Source organism: Streptomyces sp. NBC_00523 (genome assembly GCF_036346615.1).
Classification (GTDB): Bacteria; Actinomycetota; Actinomycetes; order Streptomycetales; family Streptomycetaceae; genus Streptomyces.
Map to the genome: position 1 here is coordinate 2,122,241 of NZ_CP107836.1, position 21,952 is coordinate 2,144,192.

Genomic DNA, 21,952 nt, shown 5'->3' on the forward strand with positions numbered 1-21,952 from the left:
GGAAGGGCCCGACCATGTCCGCAGTCACCGAGGAGCAGCCGCACACGGCGAAGCTCTCGCTGATGACGCTGTCCGCGCTGGTCGTCGGCTCCATGGTCGGCGCGGGCGTGTTCTCGCTGCCCCGCCGCTTCGCGGAGGAGACCGGGGTCGCGGGGGCGCTGATCGCCTGGACCATCGCGGGCACGGGCATGCTGATGCTGGCCTTCGCCTTCCAGTCCCTGGCGGTGCGCCGCCCGGACCTGGACGCCGGGGTGTACGCGTACGCGAAGGCCGGGTTCGGCGAATACCTCGGGTTCTTCTCGGCGTTCGGCTACTGGGCGAGCGCCTGCGTCGGCAATGTGACGTACTGGGTGCTGATCATGTCGACCATCGGCACGCTCTGGCCGGCGCTCGGCGACGGGGACACCGTGCTCGCCGCGGCACTGTCCTCGGTCGGGCTGTGGGGCTTCTTCCTGCTGATCCGCCGGGGCGTCAAGGAGGCCGCGGCGATCAACCGCATCGTCACGGTCGCCAAGGTCGTCCCGATCCTGGTCTTCGTCGTGCTGGCGCTGTTCTACCTGGACACCGGTGTGTTCGCCGACAACTGGGGCGGCGCCGACTACGCGGGCTCGCTGTTCGACCAGGTGCGGGGCACCATGCTGGCCACCGTCTTCGTCTTCCTCGGCGTCGAGGGCGCCAGCGTCTACTCCCGCCACGCCAAGCGCCGCAAGGACGTCGGGCGGGCCACGGTCCTCGGCTTCCTCAGCGTCTTCGCCGTCTTCGCCTCGGTCACCATCGTCTCGTACGGCATCATGCCGATGAGCGAGATCGCCGGACTGCGCCAGCCCTCGATGGCGGGCGTCCTGGAGCACGCCGTCGGCACCTGGGGCACGGTCTTCGTCAGCGTCGGCCTGATCGTCTCCGTCCTCGGCGCCTATCTGGCCTGGACGCTGATGGCCGCCGAGGTGCTGTACGTGGCCGCGCAGGACCACGACATGCCGCGCTTCCTGCGCCGCGCCACCGCCGACGACGTGCCGGTCCCGGCCCTGGTCATGACGACCGTGCTGGTCCAGGTGGTGCTGGTCGTCACGCTGCTCTCGGACGACGCGTTCAACTTCGCGCTGGACATGACGAGCGCGCTGACGCTCATCCCGTTCCTGCTGGCGGCCGCGTTCGCGCTGAAGATCGCGCTCACGACGGACCCGCTGGCCCAGGGGCGGACGACCGGGCGCGACCTCGCCGTCGCCGTGCTCGCCACCGTCTACACGGCGTTCCTGCTGTACGCGGCCGGGCTCCGGTTCGTCCTGCTCTCCTTCATCGTCTACGCCCCCGCCACGATCCTGTTCGTCATGGCCCGCCGCGAGCAGGGGCGGCGCCCCTTCTCCCCCCGCGAGCTGCTGATCTGCGCCGTCTCGGTGGCCGGTGCGGTCATGGGCGTGATCGCCCTGGCGGCCGGCTGGATCAGCCTCTGAGCCGTACCGCACCCCGACCCGTACGCGAAGGACCGCACATGACCGGTGACAGCACCTCCCGCACCCCGCTCGGAGTCCACTCCGAGGTCGGCCGGCTCCGCAAGGTCCTGGTGTGCGCGCCGGGCCTCGCGCACCGCAGGCTCACCCCGACCAACGCCGCCGATCTGCTCTTCGACGACGTGATGTGGGTGGAGAACGCCCAGCGGGACCACGCCGGTTTCGTGGCCGCGCTCACCGCGCGCGGGGTCGAGGTCGTGGAGCTCCACGACCTCCTGGCGCAGACGATGGCCGTGCCGGGCGCGCGGGACTGGCTGCTCGACCGCAAGATCACCGCCAACGAGGCGGGCCTGGGGCTGATCGACTCCACCCGGGCCTTCCTGGAGACCCTGGACCCGCGCGCGCTCGCGGAGTTCCTGATCGGCGGCCTCGCCACCACGGACCTCCCCGACGACTACCGCCCGCCGTACGTCGCCCTGGCCCGCGAGTCGGCCGGGGTCCGCGAGTACGTGATGCCGCCGCTGCCCAACACGCTGTACACCCGGGACACCACGTGCTGGCTGTACGGCGGAGTGACGCTCAACCCGCTGTACTGGCCCGCCCGGCACGACGAGACCCTGCTGATGAAGGCCGTCTACCGCTTCCACCCCGACTTCACGGACGCCACGGTGTGGTGGGGCGACCCGGAACGGGACTGGGGCCAGGCCACGTTCGAGGGCGGCGACATCATGCCCGTCGGCAACGGCGTCGTCCTCATGGGCATGAGCGAGCGCACCTCGCGCCAGGCCGTCACGCAGGTCGCCGCCGCCCTCTTCGAGCAGGGCGCGGCGGACCACGTCGTCGTCGCGGGCATGCCGAAGCTGCGGGCGGCGATGCACCTGGACACCGTGTTCACCTTCGCGGACCGGGACGTCGTGACGCTCTACCCGCGCATCGTGGACGCCATCCACAGCTTCTCGCTGCGGCCGGGCGGGGGCGCGGTGCCCGTGGACATCGTGGACGAGGGGTCACGGCCGTTCACCGAGGTGGTCGCCGGGGCGCTCGGGCTGCCGGGGCTCCGGGTGATCGAGACGGGCGGCGATGTGTACGCCTCCGAGCGCCAGCAGTGGGACAGCGGGAACAACGCGGTCGCGGTCGAGCCGGGCGTCGTCTTCACCTACGACCGGAACACCCAGACCAACGCGTTGCTGCGGCAGGCGGGCATCGAGGTGCTGGAGATCGTGGGCGCGGAGCTCGGCCGGGGGCGGGGCGGCGGGCACTGCATGACGTGCCCGCTGATCCGTGAGCCGGTGAGCTTCTGAGGTGACGGAGACGGCCCGGCGGAGGCATGGGGTCCCCCCGCCGGGCCGGGCCTGCGGTCAGGCGCAGGCGCCGAGGTCCTCCCAGACGCCCCACTCACCGGTGGTGCCGGGCTTGTCGCCCTGCACCCACCACTTGGCGCGCCAGGTGTGGCCGTCGTACGAGACGGTGTCGCCCCCGGTGTACACGGCCTCGGTGCTCCACAGCGGCACGGCGCAGGCGCCCGGCTCGCCGGTCTCGCCGCCGTCGCCGTCACCGCCGCCGGGGGTGCCGCCGTCGTCGCCGCCGCCGGTCCCGCCGATGTTGACGTCGACGCACGCGTAGAAGGCGTTGGCCGTGTCGGCGACGTTCCAGACGGCGAGCACCTTCTGGCGGCCGGTGAAGCTGCCGAAGTCCACCTCCTGGCTCACGTCGGCGGGCGGCTGGGCGTGGTTGCCGTCGAACTCGGCGATCTTCCGGTCGCCGATGAAGTACTGCCAGTTCTCGGTGGCGTGACGGGCCGTGTGGTGCCAGGTGAAGGTGAACTTGTGGCCGACCGGGGTGACCTCCCAGCCCTTGTTGTCGTCGTCCAGCTCGGCGAAGGCCGCGTTGCCGCCGCTACAGCTCTTGAGCCCCTTCGGGCCCTCGACGCTCTGCGGCTCGTACTTGATCTGGCCGCAGTCGACCACACCGGCGGCGCACTGGGCCTGGCGGCTCGTCGGCGCGGTGACCCAGCCGTGGGCGCTGGCGGTGCCCGTCTGGATGCCGAGGGCGAGCACGGGGGCGACCAGCGCTCCGATGGAAACGGCCAACCGTCGCTTGGTGTTCATGCCACGTCACTTCCTTCGCTCGTACGGGGGTTGGGCGGCCGCCTGCGCATGGCGGGCACCCTTGGTCCAGACCTGGCCAATGCAGGTCTAGACCTTAGTGACGGACGGGGTCCGGTCAAGGGGGACGAGCGACGTCGGTTCACGCCTCCACTTTTCGACGTCGAGTGGTTCGTCACCGAACCACTCGCGGCACCATTTTTAAGTGATCCTTAAGCCGCTGGTCACCGGTGGCGTCCGGCGGCCACCCGGCGCGGGTGCGCCCTCCGTGCGGCCCATGAACCGTCAAATTGGTCTAGTCCTAATCTCGCTGGAATCGTTGACGTGCAGGTCACGGGCCGGTTATCACTGCTCCAGCCCATCCACAGCACCACCCGCTCCCCCGCTGGAGGCCGCACGTGCACCCCCGTAGAACTCTGATCGCCGCGCTCCTGAGCACGGCCCTCGCCACCGGCGGCCTCGCCGCGACCGTCGGCATCGGTTCGGCCCAGGCGGCCGACGCACCTGCTTCCGCTTCGGCGGGCGGTGTGCGCATCGCGTACTACGACCAGTGGAGCGTGTACGGCAACGCCTTCTACCCGAAGCAGCTCGACACCCGGGGCATCGCCGGCAAGCTGGACATCATCAACTACTCGTTCGGCAACATCCACCCGACCGACCTCACGTGCTTCGAGGCCAACAAGGCGGCGGGCGACGACAACAACCCCAACGCGGGTGACGGTGCTGGCGACTCGTACGCCGACTACCAGAAGTCCTTCAGCGCGGCGGACAGCGTCGACGGCGTGGCCGACAAGTGGGACCAGCCGATCGTGGGCGTCTTCAACCAGTTCAAGGAACTGAAGGCGAAGTATCCCCACCTGAAGATCAACATCTCGCTGGGCGGCTGGACGTACTCCAAGTACTTCAGCGACGCGGCGAAGACGGACGCGAGCCGCAAGAAACTGGTCTCCTCCTGCATCGACCAGTACATCAAGGGCAACCTGCCCGTCGAGGGCGGCTTCGGCGGCGCCGGTTCGGCGGCCGGCATCTTCGACGGCATCGACATCGACTGGGAGTACCCGGCCTCCGCGGGCGGCCACCTTGGCAACCACTACGCCCCCGAGGACAAGCAGAACTTCACGCTGCTGCTGGCGGAGTTCCGTAAGCAGCTCGACGCGTACGGCGCTGCCAACGGCGGCAAGAAGTACCTGCTCACCGCGGCCTTCGGGGCCGGCCAGGACAAGATCGCGAACATCGAGACCGACAAGATCGGCCAGTACCTCGACTACGCGAACCTGATGACGTACGACATGCACGGCGCCTGGGACGGCGACGGGCCGACGTACCACCAGTCGCCGCTCTACTCCGGCGCCAACGACCCGTCCGACCCGGTCGCGCCCGGCACCGAGAAGTACTCGATCGACAACGCGGTCGACTCCTGGCTCGACGGCAAGCCGGCCTACGGCATCGCCGGCGGCTTCCCCGCGAACAAGCTGACCCTGGGCTACGAGCTCTACTACCGCGGCTGGAAGGGCGTCCCGGAGGGCACCACCCACGGCCTGGCCCAGTCCGCGACCGGCGGCTCCGCCGCCCGCCCGCTGAGCCAGCAGGCCGGCATCGCCCACTACAAGGAGCTCGGCGGCATCGTCGACAACCCGGCGACGACGTACTGGGACGACGAGGCGAAGGCGTCCTACTTCTACAAGGACGGCGAGTTCTTCACCGGCCTGGACCAGAAGTCCATCCAGGCCAGGGCCGACTACGCCAAGCAGCGCGGCCTGGCCGGCGCGATGATGTACTCCCTGCTCGGCCTGGACGACAAGGCCACCCTGCTGAACCAGATCAACACCGCGATCGGCGGCTCCACCACCGAGCCCACCACCCCGCCGACCACCGACCCCACGGACCCGACCACCCCGCCCACCACCGACCCCACGGACCCGCCCGCCGGTGACTGCGGCTCGGTCCCGGCGTACGTGGCCGGCACGGTCTACAACGCGGGCAACGAGGTCTCCTACAACGGCCGGAAGTACAAGGCCCAGTGGTGGACCCAGAACGAGACCCCGGGCAGCACCGGCGACTGGGGCGTCTGGAAGGACCAGGGCGCCTGCTGAACACCCTGACCCTCTGAGAGCCCCCGCCGGTGCGCGCACCGGCGGGGGCTCTCGCGTCGGGGCCACGGCGGCCGGAAGGAAGGTGGGGCAGACGAGTCGGGCTGTACGCCGGGTTCTGTCGCCCGGTCGCCTCGCGGCGGCCGGGGAGACGGCCATCCATCTAGGACCGGCATTGCTGCCGGCCTCGTGCGGTCTACCCGCGAACTCGGGCGGGCAGCCCTCGAACGTTCGCGCAGGGCCGTCTCGCGACGGCCCCTCTTGACCTTGCTCCGGGTGGGGTTTACCTAGCCGCCTGGGTCGCCCCAGGCGCTGGTGGTCTCTTACACCACCGTTTCACCCTTACCCGGGACCGAGGTCCCGGGCGGTCTGTTTTCTGTGGCACTGTCCCGCGGGTCACCCCGGGTGGCCGTTAGCCATCACCCTGCCCTGTGGAGCCCGGACGTTCCTCGGGAGGATCCGAAAACCCCCACGCGACCGTCCGCCCGGCTCGTCTGCCGTGCCGCCCATGCTACCTGGCCGGATTACATGAACTCCGCCGTCTCCAGGTCGAACGAAAACGGCTCCGGAAGGCGGACCGCCTTCCCGAAGGGCACGGTGCGGTGCTGGCGGTAGTCGTCGCCCTCCGGGTCGCTGAACAGCGTCACCGACGAGTCCTCCCGGTCGACCAGCAAGTACAGGGGAACCGGGCCCCTCGCGTAACAGTGCCGCTTGGCCTCGCGGTCGGCGGCCGGCTTGGACGACGTGACCTCCAGGACCAGCGCCACTCCCTCGCACGGCATCCATGGGGCCGCGCCCCGGTACAGGCGCAGGGCATGGGGGGCGAACGTGCCGTCGGGGATGACGTGGTTCGCTGGACAGCCCCTGCCGCCTCTCAGCTTCAGACCCTTGTTTGCCGAAAAGTCCATGTCCGTCTTCGCACGCCCGAGCACTTGTTCAAGGATCAGGGCGATGCAGTCCTCATGATCGCCGTCCGGCGGCGGCTTCAGGGCAATCTCCCCTTCGAGCAACTCCGCCCGGAAGCCCTCCGGTGGGTCCAGAGCCTCGAAGCCTTCCAGCAGTACGTCCGCCTGCGAGAGCCGTTCATGCGGAACAGCTGACATGTGGCGCCTCTCCTCGGTCACTCACCCAGAATGGGCCATCGTGGCACAGGAGGGCCCCGCGCGGTCAGAGGCGGCTCGACGCCAGCGCGGTGATGCCTGCTGTCCAGGCCGTGGTGACCGACTCCGGGGTGGGGAAGCGGTTGTTCAGTTCCATCATGACCATGCCGTGGGCGAAGGCCCAGGCCGCGCGGGCCAGGTGGTCGTCGGGGGCCAGGGCGCGGAAGAGGGGGGCGGCGGCGCGGTCCTCCAGGTCGTGGGGGTGGGGGCGGGACGTGGTGAGGCGGTAGAGGTGGGGGTGGGCCAGGGCGTGGGCGCGGTAGGCCGTGGCCAGGGCCGGGAAGGAGCCCGGGGCGGCCGTCTCCGCCGCTTCCAGGGCCTCGGCCGTCTCCGTCAGCATCGCGTCGGCCAGCGCGTCGACCACCGAGGACTTGTCCGGGAAGTGCTTGTAGAGGGACGGGGCCGTGATGCCAAGGAGGCCCGCGAGCCTGCGCATGGTCAGCGCCTCCGGGCCCTCCTGCTCCAGGAGCATGCGGGCGGCGGCCAGGATCTGGTGCTGGCGGGCACGGTCGGTCACGCCGGTCCTTCCGTCGTACGGGCGCGGGGCGCGGGGGCCGAACTCGCGATCGTACGAGACGCCGTCAGGCCGGAACGAACAGGGCCTTCGCCGTGCCCGGGGCCGCCTGGGCGAGGCGGACCCGCAGGCGCTCGCCCAAGGGCAGGGGCGCGGTGCCCTCCACGCGGGCGACGACCGCCGGGGCGTCGATGTGGACGGTGCCGGTGGCCGGTTCGTTCTCCTTCACGTCCACCACGTAACCGTCGAAGACCTCGCCCACCCGGTCCTTGAGCAGCGCCGCCTCGACCAGGTCCACGGACTCCCGCTCCACCGTGTTGGCCCGGCGCGTGCCCTCCGCCATCTCCTTGGGCAGCGCGGGCAGGGCGGCCAGGACCCATTCGGGCGGGTCCCGGTCCTCGCAGGCCGCGACGCACAGCTCGGAGGCGTAACGGTCCACGAGGCGGCGCAGCGGCGCCGTGCAGTGCGTGTACAGGTCGGCCACCGCCGCGTGCACGGCGGGCACCGGCAGCTCGCCGCCGTCGAAGACCGTGTAGCCCGCGCCGCGCAGCAGCGTCGTGCAGTCCTGGAGGAACGCCGCGTGGTCCGTGCGCCCCGGGTCGAGGGAGCGGACGAGTTCGGCGTACGGGACGTGGTGCGGCCAGTCGATGTGCAGGGCCTCGGCGCTGCGCCGCAGCCGGGCCACCGCCCCGTCGGGCGCGACGGGCAGCGTACGCAGGATGCCGGTGCCGCTCTCCGCCATGAGGTGGGCCGCCGCCATGCCGGTGAGCAGGGAGACCTGGGCGTTCCAGCCGTCGGCGGGGAGCGGGGCGCGGTATTCCAGGCCGTACGTGCCGTCGTGCTCGGTGATCTCCTGCTCGGGCACGTTGAGCGAGATACCGCCCCGGGCCACCTCCTGCTCCTCGCGGAGCGTGCCGATGTCCCGGAGCAGGGCGAGCGGTTCCTCGGCGGTGCCCGCGTCGATCTGCCGCTGCACGCCCGCGTAGTCCAGCTTGGCGCGACTGCGTACGAGGGCCCGGCGCACCCGGGTCGCGACCGCCGCGCCCTCCGGGTCGAGGTCGATCTCCCACAGGACCGCGGGGCGGACCCGGCCGGGCAGCAGGCTGGCGGCGTCCTCGGACAGGACCTCCGGGTGGAGGGACACCCGGCCGTCCGGGAGGTAGAGCGTCGTCACCCGGCGGTGGGCCTCCGCGTCGAGCGCGCCGCCGGGGCGCACGAACGCGGCCACGTCCGCGATGGCGTAGTGCACGCGGTAGCCGTGGCCGCGGCGCTCCAGGTGCATCGCCTGGTCGAGGTCCGTGGAGGTGGGCGGGTCGATGGTGAGGAAGGGGAGGTCCGTCGCGTCCGCGTGCCCGGCGAGCTCCGGGCTCCGCGCGGCGTCCGCCGCCTCGACGAGCACCTCGGGCGGGAAGTCGTCGGGGAGCGACAGCTCGGTGCGCAGGCCGCGCAGGGCCGCCCGCAGCGGGGTCCGGGCTGCGCCGGTCATGTGCAGATGGCGGCGGGGCATGGTCCCGAGCGTAGGGCGGGGCGCGGAGCACGGCATTCCGAACGGAGGCCTTTGTGCCCGTACGGTGCGCCCCCGCCACCCCCGTACGCTGACCTGGGGCGTCCGTGCGGTCCGCACACCGCCGCGCCTCCCCGTACGTACGAAGGAGATCCGCCGTGCTCGTGCTGTTGCCGCCCTCCGAAGGAAAGGCCGCCTCGGGGCGCGGGGCACCCCTGAAGCCCGAGTCCCTGTCGCTGCCCGGTCTCGCCGGGGCGCGGGCCGAGGTGCTGGACGCGCTCGTGGAGCTGTGCGTGGCCGACGAGGAGAAGGCGCGGGAGGTGCTGGGGCTCAGCGAGGGGCTGCGGGGCGAGATCGCGAAGAACGCGGGGCTGCGGACGGCGGGGACGCGTCCGGCCGGGGAGCTGTACACCGGTGTGCTGTACGACGCCCTCGGCCTGGACTCGCTCGACACGGCCGCCCGCCGCCTCGCCGGGAAGTCCCTGCTGGTGTTCTCCGGGCTGTGGGGCGCGGTGCGGGTCGGCGATCGGATTCCGCCGTACCGCTGCTCGATGGGCGTGAAGCTGCCGGGGCTCGGCGCCCTCGGGGCGTTCTGGCGTACGCCGATGGCGGAGGTGATGCCGGAGTCGGCGGGCGAAGGGCTCGTCCTGGATCTGCGCTCGTCCGCCTACACGGCCGCGTGGAAGCCGAAGGGGGCGGTCGCGGAGCGCACGGCGAGTGTGCGGGTGCTGCACGCGCAGCTCGTGGACGGGGTGGAGAAGCGGTCCGTGGTCAGCCACTTCAACAAGGCCACCAAGGGCCGCATGGTGCGCGACCTGCTGCTCGCGGGCGCCCGCCCGGCCGGTCCCGCCGAGTTGGTCACCGTCCTGCGGGACCTGGGTTACACCGTCGAGGCCGAGGCACCCGCGCGGGCGGGGCGGCCGTGGCAACTCGATGTGGTCGTGACGGAGATTCACTGACCATACGTTGCACCCTCCGCAACGCTCGTTGCGCACTGCGCCGCAGACCGGGCAGGATGGGCGCATGACCTCCTCCGTGCTGGACCTCGCCCCCGTCGTGCCCGTCGTCGTCCTGGAGGACGCGGCCGACGCGGTGCCGCTCGCCCGTGCCCTGGTCGCGGGCGGGCTTCCGGCGATCGAGGTGACCCTGCGCACCGCCGCCGCCCTGGACGCGATCCGGGCCATCGCGGCGGAGGTCCCGGACGCGGTCGTCGGGGCGGGCACGGTGATCTCGGCCCGCAACGTCGCGGACACCGTGGCGGCGGGGGCCCGGTTCCTGGTCAGCCCCGGCTGGACGGACGCGCTGCTGGACGCCATGAAGGGGTCCGGGCTGCCGTTCCTGCCGGGCGTCTCGACCACCTCCGAGGTGGTCGCGCTGCTGGAGCGCGGAGTCACCGAGATGAAGTTCTTTCCGGCCGAGGCGGCGGGCGGCACGGCCTATCTGAAGGCCCTCTCCGCCCCGCTCCCCCAGGCCCGGTTCTGCCCGACGGGCGGCATCTCGGCCGCCTCCGCCCCCTCGTACCTGGCGCTGCCCAACGTCGGCTGCGTGGGCGGGAGCTGGATGGTGCCGGGGGACGCGGTGGCGGCCCGGGACTGGGCGCGCGTGGAGCGGCTGGCCGCCGGGGCGGCGGCGCTGCGGGGCTGAACGGGGCGGCGGGAGAACCCGTCGCACCTCGTCGTGCATGCTCCCCGGTATTCGGGGCACGACCTCTACAGGGGACGTAGCCCGCATGCCGGGTGACCCGGGTTCCGGCCGGTAATCCCCCGACCCGCCGGAACCGCCTCGGCCCCACCGGCCTTCCCCCCGCCGGTGGGGCCGAGTGCTGTCCCGGTGCCTCTACCGCAGGTGGGACGTGTCGTTCAGCAGGCGTACGGAGGCGTTGCCGTCGGCGTAGTACGCGACGGACGAGACGGACGCCGCCGACAGCTCCATCCGGAACAGCGCCTCCGGGGGCGCTCCCAGGGCGAGCCGGACCAGGGTCTTGATCGGGGTGACGTGCGTGACGACGAGGACCGTGCGCCCCGCGTAACGCGTGACGAGGCCGTCCCGGGCGACCGCCACCCGCCCGGCGACCTCCGCGAAGCTCTCGCCGCCGCCCGTGGGGGCCGCGTCCGGGGAGGCGAGCCAGGCGTCCAGGTCGTCTCCGTACCGCTCCCTGACCTCGCCGAACGTGAGCCCTTCCCAGGCCCCGAAGTCCGTCTCGCGCAGCCCGTCCTCGACGCGGACCTCCAGGCCGAGCCGGGCCGCGACCGCCCCGGCCGTCTGGCGGCAGCGGCGCAGCGGTGAGCTGACGATCTCCTGCACGGTGCCGCGCGCCGCGAACGCCGTGGCCGCGCGCTCGGCCTGCTCCAGGCCCGCCGGGGAGAGCTCGGGGTCGGTGCCACCGCTTCCGGAGAACCGCTTCTGCGGGGTGAGGGCCGTCTCGCCGTGCCGCAGCAGGACGAGGGTGGCGGGCGCGCCCAGGTCGGGCGCCGGGCCCCAGCCCACCTGCGGGGTGACGGGGTCGGCGGCCACCGGGGCGCGCGGGGTGTCCAGGGCGGCCGTGGACGCCGAGGGCTCCCACCGTTCGCCGCGCCCGCCCGCGTCCATCGCCTCGTTGGCCAGCCGGTCGGCGTGCTTGTTCCGCTCGCGCGGGATCCACTCGTAGGTGAGGTCCGCGCCGGGCAGGACCGCCGCCGCCTCGGCCGCGAGCGGCTTCATGTCCGGGTGCTTGATCTTCCAGCGGCCGGACATCTGCTCCACGACGAGCTTGGAGTCCATCCGGACGCGCACCTGGACCCCGGTGCCCACCGGACCGTCCGCGATCAGGGCGCCCACCGCGCGGAGGCCGGCGACGAGGCCCTTGTACTCGGCGACGTTGTTGGTCGCGACGCCGATGTACTCGGCGGTCTCGGCCAGCGTCTCGCCGGTGTCCGGGTCGATGACGACCGCGCCGTAGCCGGCGGGGCCCGGGTTGCCCCGGGAGCCGCCGTCGGCCTCGACCACGAACCGGCGCGGCAGGCTCACTACAGGCCCGAGTCGGCGGTGCGGACCAGGATGCGGCGGCAGTTCTCGCAGCGCAGCACCGTGTCCGGGGACGCGGCCTTCACGTCGTTGATCTCGGTGATGTTGAGCTCCAGGCGGCAGCCCTCGCAGCGGCGCTGGTAGAGGCGGGCGGCGCCCACCCCGCCCTGCTGGGTGCGGAGCTTGTCGTACAGCTTCAGCAGGTCGGCAGGGACCGAGCCGGCGACGACCTCGCGCTCCTTGGTGACCGTGGCGGCCTCCGCGTCGAGCTCCTGGGTGGCGGCGTCACGGCGGGCGGTGGCGTCGTCCACCTTGGCCTGCACGGCGGCGACCCGGTCGGTCAGCTCGGCGACGCGCTCCTGTGCGGACTCGCGGCGCTCCATGACCTCCAGGACGATGTCCTCCAGGTCACCCTGGCGCTTGGCGAGCGAGGTGATCTCGCGCTGGAGACTCTCCAGGTCCTTCGGCGAGGTGACCGCGCCGGAGTCCAGGCGCTGCCGGTCGCGGGCGGCGCGCTGGCGGACCTGGTCGACGTCCTGCTCGGCCTTGGTCTGCTCGCGGGCGGTGTCGCTCTCCTCGGTGGTCGAGGCGACGAGCAGGTCGCGGAGCTGGGCGAGGTCGGCCGTCAGCGACTCGATCTCGGCGTGCTCGGGCAGGGACGTGCGGCGGTGCGCGAGCTGGGAGAGGCGCTGGTCGAGCGCCTGGACGTCGAGAAGTCGGATCTGGTCGGCGGGCGCGGCGTTCAGTTGGGGGCTCCAGAAGAGTGGTGGGCGGTCCAGGGGTCGGTGACCTGCTTCGAGACGTGGACCCTCAGGTCCCATCCGAGGCGGTCGGAAATCGCTTCGAGCTGTGCGGCGGCCTGCTCGCACCACGGCCACTCGGTGGCCCAGTGCGCGGCGTCGACCAGGCCGAGCGGCGAGTGCTGGGTGGCCTCGGAGGCCGGGTGGTGGCGCAGGTCGGCGGTGAGGAAGGCGTCCGCACCGGCGGCGCGCACCGCGTCGAAGAGGCTGTCGCCGGAGCCGCCGCTCACCGCGACGGTGCGCACCAGCGCCTCCGGGTCCCCGGCGAGGCGGATGCCCTGCGCGGTGGCGGGCAGCCGGGCGGCGGCGCGGGCGGCGAACGCGCCCAGGGTCTCGGGGTGGTCGAGCACGCAGATCCGGCCGAGCCCCCGGCGGCCCGACGGGTCCGCCGGGTCCGGGACGAGGGGCCGCTCGACGCGCAGGTCGAGGGCGGCGGCCAGGGCGTCGGAGACGCCGGGATCGGCGGTGTCGGCGTTGGTGTGGGCCACGTGCAGCGCGATGCCGTCGCGGATCATCGTGTGCACGAAGCGGCCCTTGAAGGTGTCCGCCGCGACCGTCGTCGTACCGCGCAGGTAGAGCGGGTGGTGGGTCACGACGAGGTGCGCGCCCAGTTCCTTCGCCTCGTCGGCGACCTCCTGGACGGGGTCGACGGCGAAGAGCACCCGGTGGACCTCGGCGTCCGGATCACCGCAGACGGTGCCGACCGCGTCCCATCCTTCGGCCCGCTCGGGCGGCCAGAGGGCGTCGAGCTCGGAGATGACTTCAGACAGACGGGGCACGGAGGAAAGGCTACCTGCCCGCCGCGCCCCGGGGAGCCCCGGGAACGGGCCGCCCGCAGCCCGGCCCCGCACAGCACACGCACGCTCGGTCGTACAGCGAAATCCGGCCATCACCACCCTTATGTGTGAAGTGGGGGAGGTCGTGTTGTTCGGCTGGAAGTGCGAAAACTAGCTTCGGTTGCCGGAGGTGATGAGTCGATGACTGCCTGTGCCATCGAGGAGGGGGCCACCACGGGTGACGGCGGACCGGCGGAGCCGGAGCCGGAGCCCGGTCCCGGCGACCCCGAGGGTGCCGTCGCGGAGACCGGCCCGGCGGAGGACGCCCCGGCGCCGGAGGCCGTCGTACCGGCCGCCGCGCCCCAGGCGGACGTCCCCGCCGAAACGGTTCTGCCCGCCTTCACGCTCACCACCGACGGGGCGTACGGCGCGCGGCTCACCGCCGCCCCGGTGCCCGGCGCCGACACCGCCTGGTACGCCGAGCGCTGGACACTCGACGGGCCCGAGCCGTATGCCGTGCCGCTGCCCACCGACCAGCCGGAGGAGGCCGAGGCGCAGCTGGTGCCGCTCGCCGACGGCCGGGTGCTGATCCGGCGCCGGGTCGCCGAGCGGCACACCTTCTCGCTGCTCTACCCGACCGGCCCCGGCACCGGCGAGCTGCTGCTCGGGGCCGTCGAGCGGGACGCGCTCGCCCTGCTGCCGCCGTCGCCGGACGGGGTGAGCGCGTACGCCCTGGCGGTCGGCGCGTACTCCACGGAGCTGTGGCGGGTGGCGGGCGGGACGGCCGGTCCCGAGCACCTCGCGGACCTGCCGGGGCGCTGCTCCGGCGGCGTCTGGCTGGACCGGGCGGGGCGGATGCTGGCCCTGGACCGGGAACCGGCCGGGGGCGGTCCGGTGAAGACGGTCGCGGTCGACCTGGGGCGGGGAGCCGAGATGACCCCGCTGCTCCAGATCGCGCCGGACAGCGACGACCGGCTGCTGCTCGCGGACCCGGACAGCGGGCTGCTGCTGATCCGCTCGGACGCGCCCGGCCACGACCGGCTCGGCTGGGGGGTGCTCGGCAGCTGCCTGCCGGTGCGGTTCCCGGAGTGCCTGCGGCTGCCGGACCGCTCGGTGGAGCCGTTCGCCGTGCAGCCGGGGCAGATGCTGATGCCGGAGAGCTGTGCGGTGGCCCTCCGGATCGACGGGGCGGCGGGCCGCTGGATCGGCCTGTGGCGCCCGTCGGGCCGCCGGCTGCACCAGCTCGCGGCGCCCGGGGGCTGGCTGGCGGGCAGCGGGGTCTGGTCGCGCGACGGGGTGCTGAAGCTCCCTTACGCGGACGGGGACACGGCGTGCGCGGTGGCCCTGCTGGAGATGCCGGAGGAGGCGGAACCGGCATGCGGCACAAGCGGTACGCAACCTTCCGCCCCGGCGATGAATCCTCCTGTGTGTACACCGGTACCACTGGGGCAGGCGCCTCTCGTGGGGCGTACGGTCCCTGACTAAGCTGGGACCGGGCTCACGCACCGTGCGTCTCGGTCACCGACCGTGGCCTTTTCCCGGACGGGCGGCGGCGTGACGCTCCGGTTGGCACACACGTAAGCGATCACAACGGGGTGACTTCCCACATGTCTGAAGCCCGCACCGACACGACCCAGACGTTCCCGCCCGCGGCGGACGCGCAGCGGGGCGACGCCGGCGGCTCCGGAAAGCACCGAGGGGGTGTGGCGACGGACGACACGACGGCAACGCCGGCCGGCCGTCATCGCCGCCCCGCCGAGGAGAGCGGCGCGGCGGCGGCCTGACCGCATCGAGGAGGGGAAAGCGGTGCCCCCGTCGCCCGGGAGACCATCCCGGGCGACGGGGGCACCGCTCTGTCCGCCCCTGAATCGAGCGGAGGCGGACCCTCCGCGTCCGCGATGACAAATGTCATGGCGGACCGAGTACATACACATCTGCCGCCGCGCGCTCACGCTGCGTAACGTCGTAGACATGACGCAGACAAGGGACGACGAGGCCGCGGTGGTCTTCACCGGGGCGGTGAAGACGTTCGGGCGGGCCGGACGGAGCGTACGGGCCGTCGACGGGGTGGACGTGCGGATCGGGCGCGGCGAGACCGTGGCCCTGCTGGGGCGCAACGGGGCGGGGAAGTCCACCGCCATCTCGCTGCTGCTCGGGCTGAACGAGCCGGACGAGGGGGCCGTGCGGGTCCTGGGCCGCTCCCCCGAGCAGGCGGTGCGGGCCGGGCTGGTCGGCGCCATGCTCCAGGAGGGGCGGCCGATACCCAGGGTGACCGTGCGCGAGCTGGTCGCCTTCGTCGCCTCGACCTACCCGCGTCCGCTGCCGGTCGCCGAGGCGCTGGCCCTGGCGGGCGTCACGGAGTACGCGGACCGGCGCATCGACAAGCTCTCGGGCGGCCAGACCCAGCGGGTGCGGTTCGCCGTCGCGCTGGCGGGGAATCCCGAGCTGATCGTGCTGGACGAGCCGACCGCCGCGCTGGACGTGGAGGGGCGGCGCGCGTTCTGGGAGTCGATGCGGGCCTACGCCCGGCGCGGCAACACCGTGCTCTTCTCCACGCACTATCTGGAGGAGGCCGACGAGAACGCGGACCGGATCGTCGTCATCGACCGGGGCCGGGTCGTCGCGGACGGCAGCGGCGAGGCGATCAAGGAGGCGGCCGGGCACAGCCAGGTCTCCTTCGACCTCGTCGGCGGCTCCACGGAGGGCCTGGACCGGCTGCCCGGTGTCGTCACCGTCGAGGTGACCGGCGACCGCGCCCTGCTGCGCACCGACGACTCGGACGCGACGGTCGTGGAGCTGGCCCGCCTCGGTCTGGTCCGCGGCCTCCAGGTCTCCCGGGCCACGCTGGAGACCGCCTTCCTGGCGCTCACCGCGCCCGGGGAGCCCGCACCGGAAGACATCGCCCCGCTCGGGGACACCGCCCGCGCGAGGACCGCGCCCAGCACCGAGAAGGAGACCGTCTGATGTTCCGTTACATCCTGCTCGAAATGCGCCGGACCCTGCGTGACGCCGGATTCCTGATCTTCGGCACGGGCATGCCGGTGATGATGTACCTGATCTTCACCAACATCGGTGACGACAGCGCCGACGGCTGGAAGACCGCTTCCATGGTCGGCATGGCCGCCTACGGCGCGCTCGGCTCCGCGATGTCGATCGGTACGGGCGTCGCCTCCGACAAGTCCCTCGGCTGGCTCCAGCAGTTGAGGGTCACCCCGCTCTCCCCGTCGCACGTGGTGGTGGGCCGGGCGGTCAGCGGATCGGTGACCGTGCTGCCGGTGATCCTGACCGTGCTGCTGGCGGGCGGGCTGCTCAACGGGGTGCGGATGGCGGCCTGGCAGTGGGCGGTGCTGGTGCTGCTGCTGTGGATCGGCGCGCTGCCCTTCACCCTGCTCGGCCTGGGCAACGGCTACCGGCTGACCCCGCAGGGCACCGGCGTCGTCAACGTCGCCTGCCTGATGGGCTTCGGGGTCGTCGGCGGGCTGTGGTTCCCGCTGGAGATGCTGCCCGAGTGGCTGCGCTCGGTCGGCCGGTTCACCCCGGCCAACCGGTTCGCGGACCTGGGCTGGGCGACGACCGACGGGCACGCGCCGGGCGCCGTGACCATAGGCGTGCTCGCCGCGTGGCTCCTGCTGTTCGGCGCGTACGCGGTGATCTCGTACCGTCGGTCCGCCAGGACCGTGTGACAGGAGTGAACATGCCGGGGACCGGACGACCATCGTTCAGGGAGCGCCGCCGGATGCGGAAGGAGAACCGCAGGCCGGGACCGCCCTCGCCGTACGCGCTGCTGCCGTGGCTGCTGATGGGCCTGGGCGCCTTCTCCAACCTCTTCCAGGGCGAGACCCCCACCCCGTGGATCGCCGGAGCCGGTCTGCTGGCCTTCAACTCGCTGTACATCTCGGTGGTGTTCCGGGGCTTCAGCAAGGAGAAGCGCGAGAGCCCGGTGACGTACGTCCTGCTGGGCGCGCTGGCCGCGGTCACCTTCGCCCTGGCCATCGGTTACGGGGGCAGCTGGCTGCTGTTCTTCCCGCTGCTCTCGCTGGCCGCCGGCACCGTCCTGCGCCACCGGCTGCTGGCGGTCGGGCTGCTCGGGCTCGCGGTCGCCGCCTGCGCGGTCGCGGTCTGGCGCGACGACAGCGCCTCGCCGCCGTGGACGCTGGGGTACGGGACGTTCATCTCCGGGGCCGTGACGTCGGCGATCCTCCGGCTGGCGGAGACCGTGACGGAGCTGCGGGCCACCCGGCAGGAGCTGGCCCGGGCCGCCGTCGAGCAGGAGCGGCTGCGGTTCTCGCGCGATCTGCACGACCTGCTGGGCCACACGCTCTCGGTCATCGTGGTGAAGTCGGAGGCCGCGCGCCGGCTCGCCCCGCGCGACGTGGACGCGGCGCTCTCCCAGGTCGCCGACATCGAGTCCGTCGGGCGGCAGGCGCTCACCGAGATCCGCGAGGCCGTCACCGGTTACCGCGAGGGCAGCCTCGCGACCGAGCTGGACCGGGCCAGATCCGCGCTGACGGCCGCCTCGGTCGAACCGGTCGTCCGGCGCTCCGGGCCGCCGCTCTCCCCGCAGACCGAGGCGCTGCTGGGCTGGGTGGTGCGGGAGGCCGTCACCAACGTGGTGCGGCACTCGACGGCGACGCGCTGCGTGTTCGAGGTCAGCGGGACCGGCGAGAAGGTCCGGCTGACGGTGACCGACGACGGCCGGGGCAGGCCCGAGGGCCCCGCGCCCACCCCGGGCATCGGCGGCACCGGTCTGAAGGGGCTCACCGAACGGCTCGCGGCGGCGGGCGGCTCCCTGGTGGCGGGCCCCGGCCCGGACGGCGGTTTCGTGGTGACCGCCGAGCTCCCGGTGGACGCGGGCGGCGAGGAGGACGGCGACGCCGACGCGACGCCGATGCCGGGAGCCGGGGACGATCCGGCCTGCTCGCCTACCCTGGGCCGGTGAACGAGATGCCTCAGGAGCACCCCCCGGCCAAGTCCGTCCGCGTCCTGCTCGCCGAGGACCAGGGGATGATGCGCGGCGCGCTCGCCCTGCTGCTCGGGCTCGAACCGGACATCGAGGTGGTGGCCCAGGTCGGCGCGGGCGACGAGATCGTGGCGGCCGCGCTGGCCTCCCGGCCGGACGTTGCCCTGCTGGACATCGAACTGCCGGGGCGCAGCGGTCTGGACGCGGCGGCCGACCTGCGCGAGGAGGTCCCGGACTGCCGGGTGCTGATCCTCACCACCTTCGGCCGGCCCGGTTATCTGCGCCGGGCGATGGAGGCGGGGGCGGCGGGCTTCCTGGTGAAGGACGGCCCGGTCGAGGATCTGGCCGAGGCGATCCGCCGGGTGCTCGGCGGGGAGACGGTGGTCGATCCGGCCCTTGCGGCCGCCGCGCTCAGCTCGGGGGCGAGTCCGCTCACCGCGCGGGAGCGGGACGCGCTGGTCGCGTCGGCGGACGGCGCGACGGTCGCCGACATCGCCGCCAAGCTGCACCTGTCGGAATCGACGGTCCGCAACTACCTGTCGTCGGCGATCGGCAAGACGGGCACGCGCAACCGCATGGAGGCGGTCCGCGCGGCCCGGCAGCAGGGCTGGCTCTGACCGCGTCCGCACCTTGTCCTTGCCGTCAACACCCGGGGGCCCGTCCGCTTCATGCCGTCTCACATACCCGTGCTCCGGCGCGCTGTTCCGCTCTGGCTCGTGCCGGCACTCTGGACCCTGGGCCTCGGGCTCTGGGGGCTCTCGCGACAGGGCAGCCTGTGGCGGGACGAGGCGGCGACCTGGCAGGTGGCGCTGCGGTCCGCCGCCGGGATACGGGCCATGCTGGCCAACGTGGACGCGGTCCACGGGCTCTACTACCTGCTGATGCACGGGCTCTTCGACTGGTTCGGGCCGACGACCACGACCCTGCGGCTGCCCTCCGTGCTGGCGACGGCGGTGGCGGCGGGCTGTGTGACCGTCATCGGGGAGCGGCTGGCCGGGAGATGGGCGGGCCTGGGCGGCGGGATGGCGCTCGGTCTGCTGCCGGCCGTGCAGTTCTACTTGCAGGAGGGCCGCCCGTACGCGCTGGTCGCGGCGGGTGCCGGGGGCTCGACGCTGCTCCTGGTGACGCTGCTCGGCGGGCGTGACCGCTGGGGGCGCTGGGCGGCGTACGCGGGGACGGTGCTGGTCTGCGCGCTGCTGAACTGGTTCTCGCTGCTGATCCTGCCCGCGCACGCGGCGACGCTGGCGTGGAGCGGGGCCGGGCGCCGGGTGTGGGCGCGCTGGACGGCGGCCTCGGCGGCGGCCGTCGCGGGGGCGCTGCCGCTGATCCTGTTCACGTCGGGCCAGTCCAAGCAGGTGTCCTGGATACCGCCGCTGACCTGGCACATGATGATCGGCCCCGCGGTGCTGCTGGCGGTCGGCGGTATCGGGGCCCTGGTGGACCGGCCGGGCGGGCGCCGGCTCTCGGTGGCCTCGGTCGGGCTGCCGCTGCTGGCGGTCCCCCAGCTGGGGCTGGCCGCCGTCTCGCTGGAGAAGCCGCTCTTCCTGGACCGCTACATCCTCTTCAGCCTGCTCGGCCTGGCGCTGCTCATCGGCTCCCTGCTGGGCGCGGCGGTACGGGTCGTGGCGCCCCGGTTCCCGGCGGCGGCGCGGTGGCTCGTACCGGTGCTGCTGGCCTGCGCGGTGGCGGCGCTGCTGCCGCAGTCGCTGGCCAAGCGGTCGCCGTCGAGCCGGGTGGACGACGTGCTGGCCATGACGGCGGACGTGCGCCGGATGAAGGAGCCGGGCACCGCCGTGGTGTTCCTGCCCGGCGCCCGGCGCGACGCGGAGCTGGTCTCGCCCGAGGCGTTCAGCGGTCTGCGGGACATAGCGCTGGCCCGCGGCCCCCGCGCGTCCGGGACCCTGAACGGAGTGGAGGCGGCACCGGCCCGGATAAGGGACGCGATGCTCGCCCAGCGCCGGATACTGCTGGTCACGGACGCGCCGGAGGCGGCGCGTCCGGAGAACGGGCCGCGGGAGAAGGCGAAGGCGGCCGTCCTGAGGGACTACTTCACCGTGATCGAGGACGAGCGGGTGCGGGGGCGTCGGGTGACGCTGTACGAACGGAAGTGAGACGTTCCGGCCGGTGGCGCGGGAGCCACAGCAGCATGAGGAGCAGGCCGGCGAGCAGCACGCAGCCCGCCGTGCGGAAGGCCAGCGCGTAGCCGGCGGTGAGGGCGGCCGGGTCGGCCCCGCCCCCGGTGCGGGCGGCGGCGACCGTGGAGAGCACGGCGAGCCCGAGGGCGCCGCCCATGGTGCGCGAGGTGTTGACGAGCCCCGAGACGAGCCCGGCCTCCCCCGGCGCGGCGCCCGACGTGGCCAGCGAGGCGAGCGGGGTCGAGGCGAGCCCGGCACCGGCCATCATGAGCACGCCGGGCAGGCAGACCGCGGTGAGGTAGGAGCCGTGCGCGGTCATCGTGGACTGCCAGCCGAAACCGGCCGCGGTGACGGCGGTGCCGATCAGCGCCAGGTTCTTCGCACCGACGCGGGCCATCAGCCGGGGCGCGCTCTTGGAGCCGATGACCACGGCCAGTGAGGACGGCATCAGGGCGAGCCCGGCCTCCAGCGCGCTGTAGTCCAGCACGTTCTGCGCGTACACCGTCATGAAGTACCACATGGAGAACGTGGCCGAGCCGATGACGAGCATCGCCACGTTCGCCGAGGCCACCGCCCGCGACCCCAGCACCCGCAGGGGCATCAGGGGCTTCGCCGTCCGCGTCTCCACGAGGGCGAACAGGGCGAGCAGCACGGGTCCGCCGAGCAGCGGCACCAGAGTCGCGGCGGCGGTCCACCCCGCCTCCTCGGTCTGCACGATGCCGTACGCCGTGGAGGCGAGGCCCGCCGTGACGAGGACGGCGCCCAGCAGGTCGACGCGGCTGCGCCCGTTCGTGCGGCCCTCGGCGAGCCAGAGGGCGGCGCCGGTCAGCACGAGCACCCCGATGGGCACGTTGATCAGGAGCACCCAGCGCCAGGACAGCGCGTCGGTGAGCACGCCGCCGACGAGCCCGCCGGCCGCGCCGCCGCCCGCCCCGACCGCCATCCAGGTGCCGATGGCCTTGGCGCGGGCGGGGCCCTCGGGGACGGCGGCGGTGAGCAGGGTGAGGGTGGCGGGGGCGAGGACGGCGGCGCCGAGGCCCTGCGCGGCGCGGGCGGCGAGCAGTTGCCAGCCCTCCTGGGCGAGCCCGCCGGCCAGCGATGCGGCGGTGAACAGGCCGAGGCCGACGAGGAACATCCGCTTGCGGCCGTACAGGTCGGCGGCGCGCCCGCCGAGCAGCATGAACCCGGCGAAGGCGATCGAGTACGCGTTGAGCACCCATTGAAGTCCGGTGGAGCTCAGCCCGAGGTCCGCGCGCATCGACGGGAGGGCGACGTTGACGACGGACACGTCGAGCACCACGAGGAACTGCCCGACGCAGGCGGCGAGGATCACCGCCCAGGTGCGGACGGAGTTCCGGTCGGTGGGCGCTGCGAGCAGGGGGACGTCGGCCATGGGCGTCATACTCGCAGCCCCGATGTGCCCCGTACATCGGTTTCAGGTCGTCCCGCTTCTCGGT

20 protein-coding genes and 1 other RNA gene are annotated in these 21,952 nt (G+C 73.2%); 12 read left to right on the plus strand and 9 right to left on the minus strand.

The annotated features are described in order from the left end of the window. The first annotated feature begins 14 nt into the window (after positions 1 to 14). Positions 15 to 1,451 (plus strand): basic amino acid/polyamine antiporter, encoded by a 1,437-nt coding sequence (locus OHS17_RS09550; RefSeq protein WP_330311818.1) that lies wholly within the window; start codon positions 15 to 17, stop codon positions 1,449 to 1,451. Between the two features lie 38 nt (positions 1,452 to 1,489). Then, positions 1,490 to 2,749 carry an arginine deiminase gene (locus OHS17_RS09555; protein ID WP_330311819.1) on the plus strand — a complete coding sequence of 420 codons (1,260 nt, stop codon included), beginning with the start codon at positions 1,490 to 1,492 and terminating at the stop codon, positions 2,747 to 2,749. 57 nt (positions 2,750 to 2,806) lie between these two features. Here OHS17_RS09555 and OHS17_RS09560 read toward each other — a convergent pair whose 3' ends face one another. Continuing rightward, positions 2,807 to 3,556 carry a lytic polysaccharide monooxygenase gene (locus OHS17_RS09560; RefSeq protein ID WP_330311820.1) on the minus strand — a complete coding sequence of 250 codons (750 nt, stop codon included), beginning with the start codon at positions 3,554 to 3,556 and terminating at the stop codon, positions 2,807 to 2,809. A gap of 395 nt (positions 3,557 to 3,951) precedes the next feature. On the opposite strand from OHS17_RS09560, the gene OHS17_RS09565 reads away from it, so the two are divergent. Further along, a complete protein-coding gene (locus OHS17_RS09565) occupies positions 3,952 to 5,646 on the plus strand; it encodes a glycosyl hydrolase family 18 protein (protein WP_330311821.1) in 1,695 nt (564 codons plus the stop codon). Between the two features lie 88 nt (positions 5,647 to 5,734). On the opposite strand, the gene rnpB is transcribed toward OHS17_RS09565, so the two are convergent. From rnpB to OHS17_RS09585, 4 genes are all read right to left on the minus strand, one after another. Further along, an RNA gene (gene rnpB / locus OHS17_RS09570) (RNase P RNA component class A) lies at positions 5,735 to 6,136 on the minus strand. 31 nt (positions 6,137 to 6,167) lie between these two features. Continuing rightward, complete coding sequence (locus OHS17_RS09575; protein WP_330315202.1) at positions 6,168 to 6,746, minus strand: Uma2 family endonuclease; 579 nt, start codon at positions 6,744 to 6,746, stop codon at positions 6,168 to 6,170. 64 nt (positions 6,747 to 6,810) lie between these two features. Beyond that, positions 6,811 to 7,320: a TetR/AcrR family transcriptional regulator gene (locus OHS17_RS09580; RefSeq protein WP_330311822.1), complete on the minus strand. Its 510-nt coding sequence runs from the start codon at positions 7,318 to 7,320 to the stop codon at positions 6,811 to 6,813. Positions 7,321 to 7,384: 64 nt separating this feature from the next. Next, a complete protein-coding gene (locus OHS17_RS09585; protein WP_330315203.1) occupies positions 7,385 to 8,803 on the minus strand; it encodes an RNB domain-containing ribonuclease in 1,419 nt (472 codons plus the stop codon). Between the two features lie 176 nt (positions 8,804 to 8,979). Between OHS17_RS09585 and yaaA the strand changes: the two genes are divergently transcribed. Both yaaA and eda read left to right on the plus strand, forming a co-directional pair. Further along, positions 8,980 to 9,780 (plus strand): peroxide stress protein YaaA, encoded by an 801-nt coding sequence (yaaA, locus tag OHS17_RS09590; RefSeq protein ID WP_330311823.1) that lies wholly within the window; start codon positions 8,980 to 8,982, stop codon positions 9,778 to 9,780. Positions 9,781 to 9,844: 64 nt separating this feature from the next. Next, the gene (gene eda / locus OHS17_RS09595; RefSeq protein WP_330311824.1) at positions 9,845 to 10,465 is read left to right on the plus strand and encodes a bifunctional 4-hydroxy-2-oxoglutarate aldolase/2-dehydro-3-deoxy-phosphogluconate aldolase; all 621 of its coding nucleotides are present in this window, start codon (positions 9,845 to 9,847) and stop codon (positions 10,463 to 10,465) included. A 192-nt stretch (positions 10,466 to 10,657) separates the two neighbouring features. Here eda and OHS17_RS09600 read toward each other — a convergent pair whose 3' ends face one another. Genes OHS17_RS09600 through OHS17_RS09610 form a run of 3 tightly spaced genes read right to left on the minus strand, consistent with a single transcriptional unit; the run spans position 10,658 to position 13,403 of the window. Beyond that, positions 10,658 to 11,827 carry a bifunctional RNase H/acid phosphatase gene (locus tag OHS17_RS09600; protein ID WP_330311825.1) on the minus strand — a complete coding sequence of 390 codons (1,170 nt, stop codon included), beginning with the start codon at positions 11,825 to 11,827 and terminating at the stop codon, positions 10,658 to 10,660. Next, entirely contained in the window at positions 11,827 to 12,570 is a 744-nt protein-coding gene (locus OHS17_RS09605) for a zinc ribbon domain-containing protein (protein WP_330315204.1), read from the minus strand. Before OHS17_RS09605 ends, OHS17_RS09600 begins: the two co-directional genes overlap by 1 nt. Then, positions 12,567 to 13,403: a Nif3-like dinuclear metal center hexameric protein gene (locus tag OHS17_RS09610; protein WP_330311826.1), complete on the minus strand. Its 837-nt coding sequence runs from the start codon at positions 13,401 to 13,403 to the stop codon at positions 12,567 to 12,569. The genes OHS17_RS09605 and OHS17_RS09610 overlap by 4 nt, the downstream gene beginning before the upstream one ends. A 198-nt stretch (positions 13,404 to 13,601) precedes the next feature. On the opposite strand from OHS17_RS09610, the gene OHS17_RS09615 reads away from it, so the two are divergent. From OHS17_RS09615 to OHS17_RS09645, 7 genes are all read left to right on the plus strand, one after another. Next, the gene (locus OHS17_RS09615) at positions 13,602 to 14,885 is read left to right on the plus strand and encodes a hypothetical protein (RefSeq protein ID WP_330311827.1); all 1,284 of its coding nucleotides are present in this window, start codon (positions 13,602 to 13,604) and stop codon (positions 14,883 to 14,885) included. Between the two features lie 122 nt (positions 14,886 to 15,007). Next, positions 15,008 to 15,184: a hypothetical protein gene (locus tag OHS17_RS09620; RefSeq protein ID WP_198957020.1), complete on the plus strand. Its 177-nt coding sequence runs from the start codon at positions 15,008 to 15,010 to the stop codon at positions 15,182 to 15,184. A 217-nt stretch (positions 15,185 to 15,401) separates the two neighbouring features. Beyond that, positions 15,402 to 16,364 (plus strand): ABC transporter ATP-binding protein, encoded by a 963-nt coding sequence (locus OHS17_RS09625; RefSeq protein WP_330315205.1) that lies wholly within the window; start codon positions 15,402 to 15,404, stop codon positions 16,362 to 16,364. Next, positions 16,364 to 17,083, plus strand: coding sequence for an ABC transporter permease (locus tag OHS17_RS09630; RefSeq protein ID WP_330311828.1), 720 nt, complete (start codon positions 16,364 to 16,366; stop codon positions 17,081 to 17,083). The genes OHS17_RS09625 and OHS17_RS09630 overlap by 1 nt, the downstream gene beginning before the upstream one ends. 53 nt (positions 17,084 to 17,136) lie before the next feature. Continuing rightward, complete coding sequence (locus tag OHS17_RS09635; protein ID WP_330311829.1) at positions 17,137 to 18,339, plus strand: sensor histidine kinase; 1,203 nt, start codon at positions 17,137 to 17,139, stop codon at positions 18,337 to 18,339. A 5-nt stretch (positions 18,340 to 18,344) separates the two neighbouring features. After that, positions 18,345 to 18,977 (plus strand): response regulator transcription factor, encoded by a 633-nt coding sequence (locus OHS17_RS09640; protein WP_161206975.1) that lies wholly within the window; start codon positions 18,345 to 18,347, stop codon positions 18,975 to 18,977. 51 nt (positions 18,978 to 19,028) lie between these two features. Then, positions 19,029 to 20,471 (plus strand): hypothetical protein, encoded by a 1,443-nt coding sequence (locus tag OHS17_RS09645; RefSeq protein ID WP_330311830.1) that lies wholly within the window; start codon positions 19,029 to 19,031, stop codon positions 20,469 to 20,471. On the opposite strand, the gene OHS17_RS09650 is transcribed toward OHS17_RS09645, so the two are convergent. After that, positions 20,410 to 21,897 (minus strand): MFS transporter, encoded by a 1,488-nt coding sequence (locus OHS17_RS09650; RefSeq protein WP_330311831.1) that lies wholly within the window; start codon positions 21,895 to 21,897, stop codon positions 20,410 to 20,412. The genes OHS17_RS09645 and OHS17_RS09650 overlap by 62 nt on opposite strands. Positions 21,898 to 21,952: the final 55 nt, after the last annotated feature.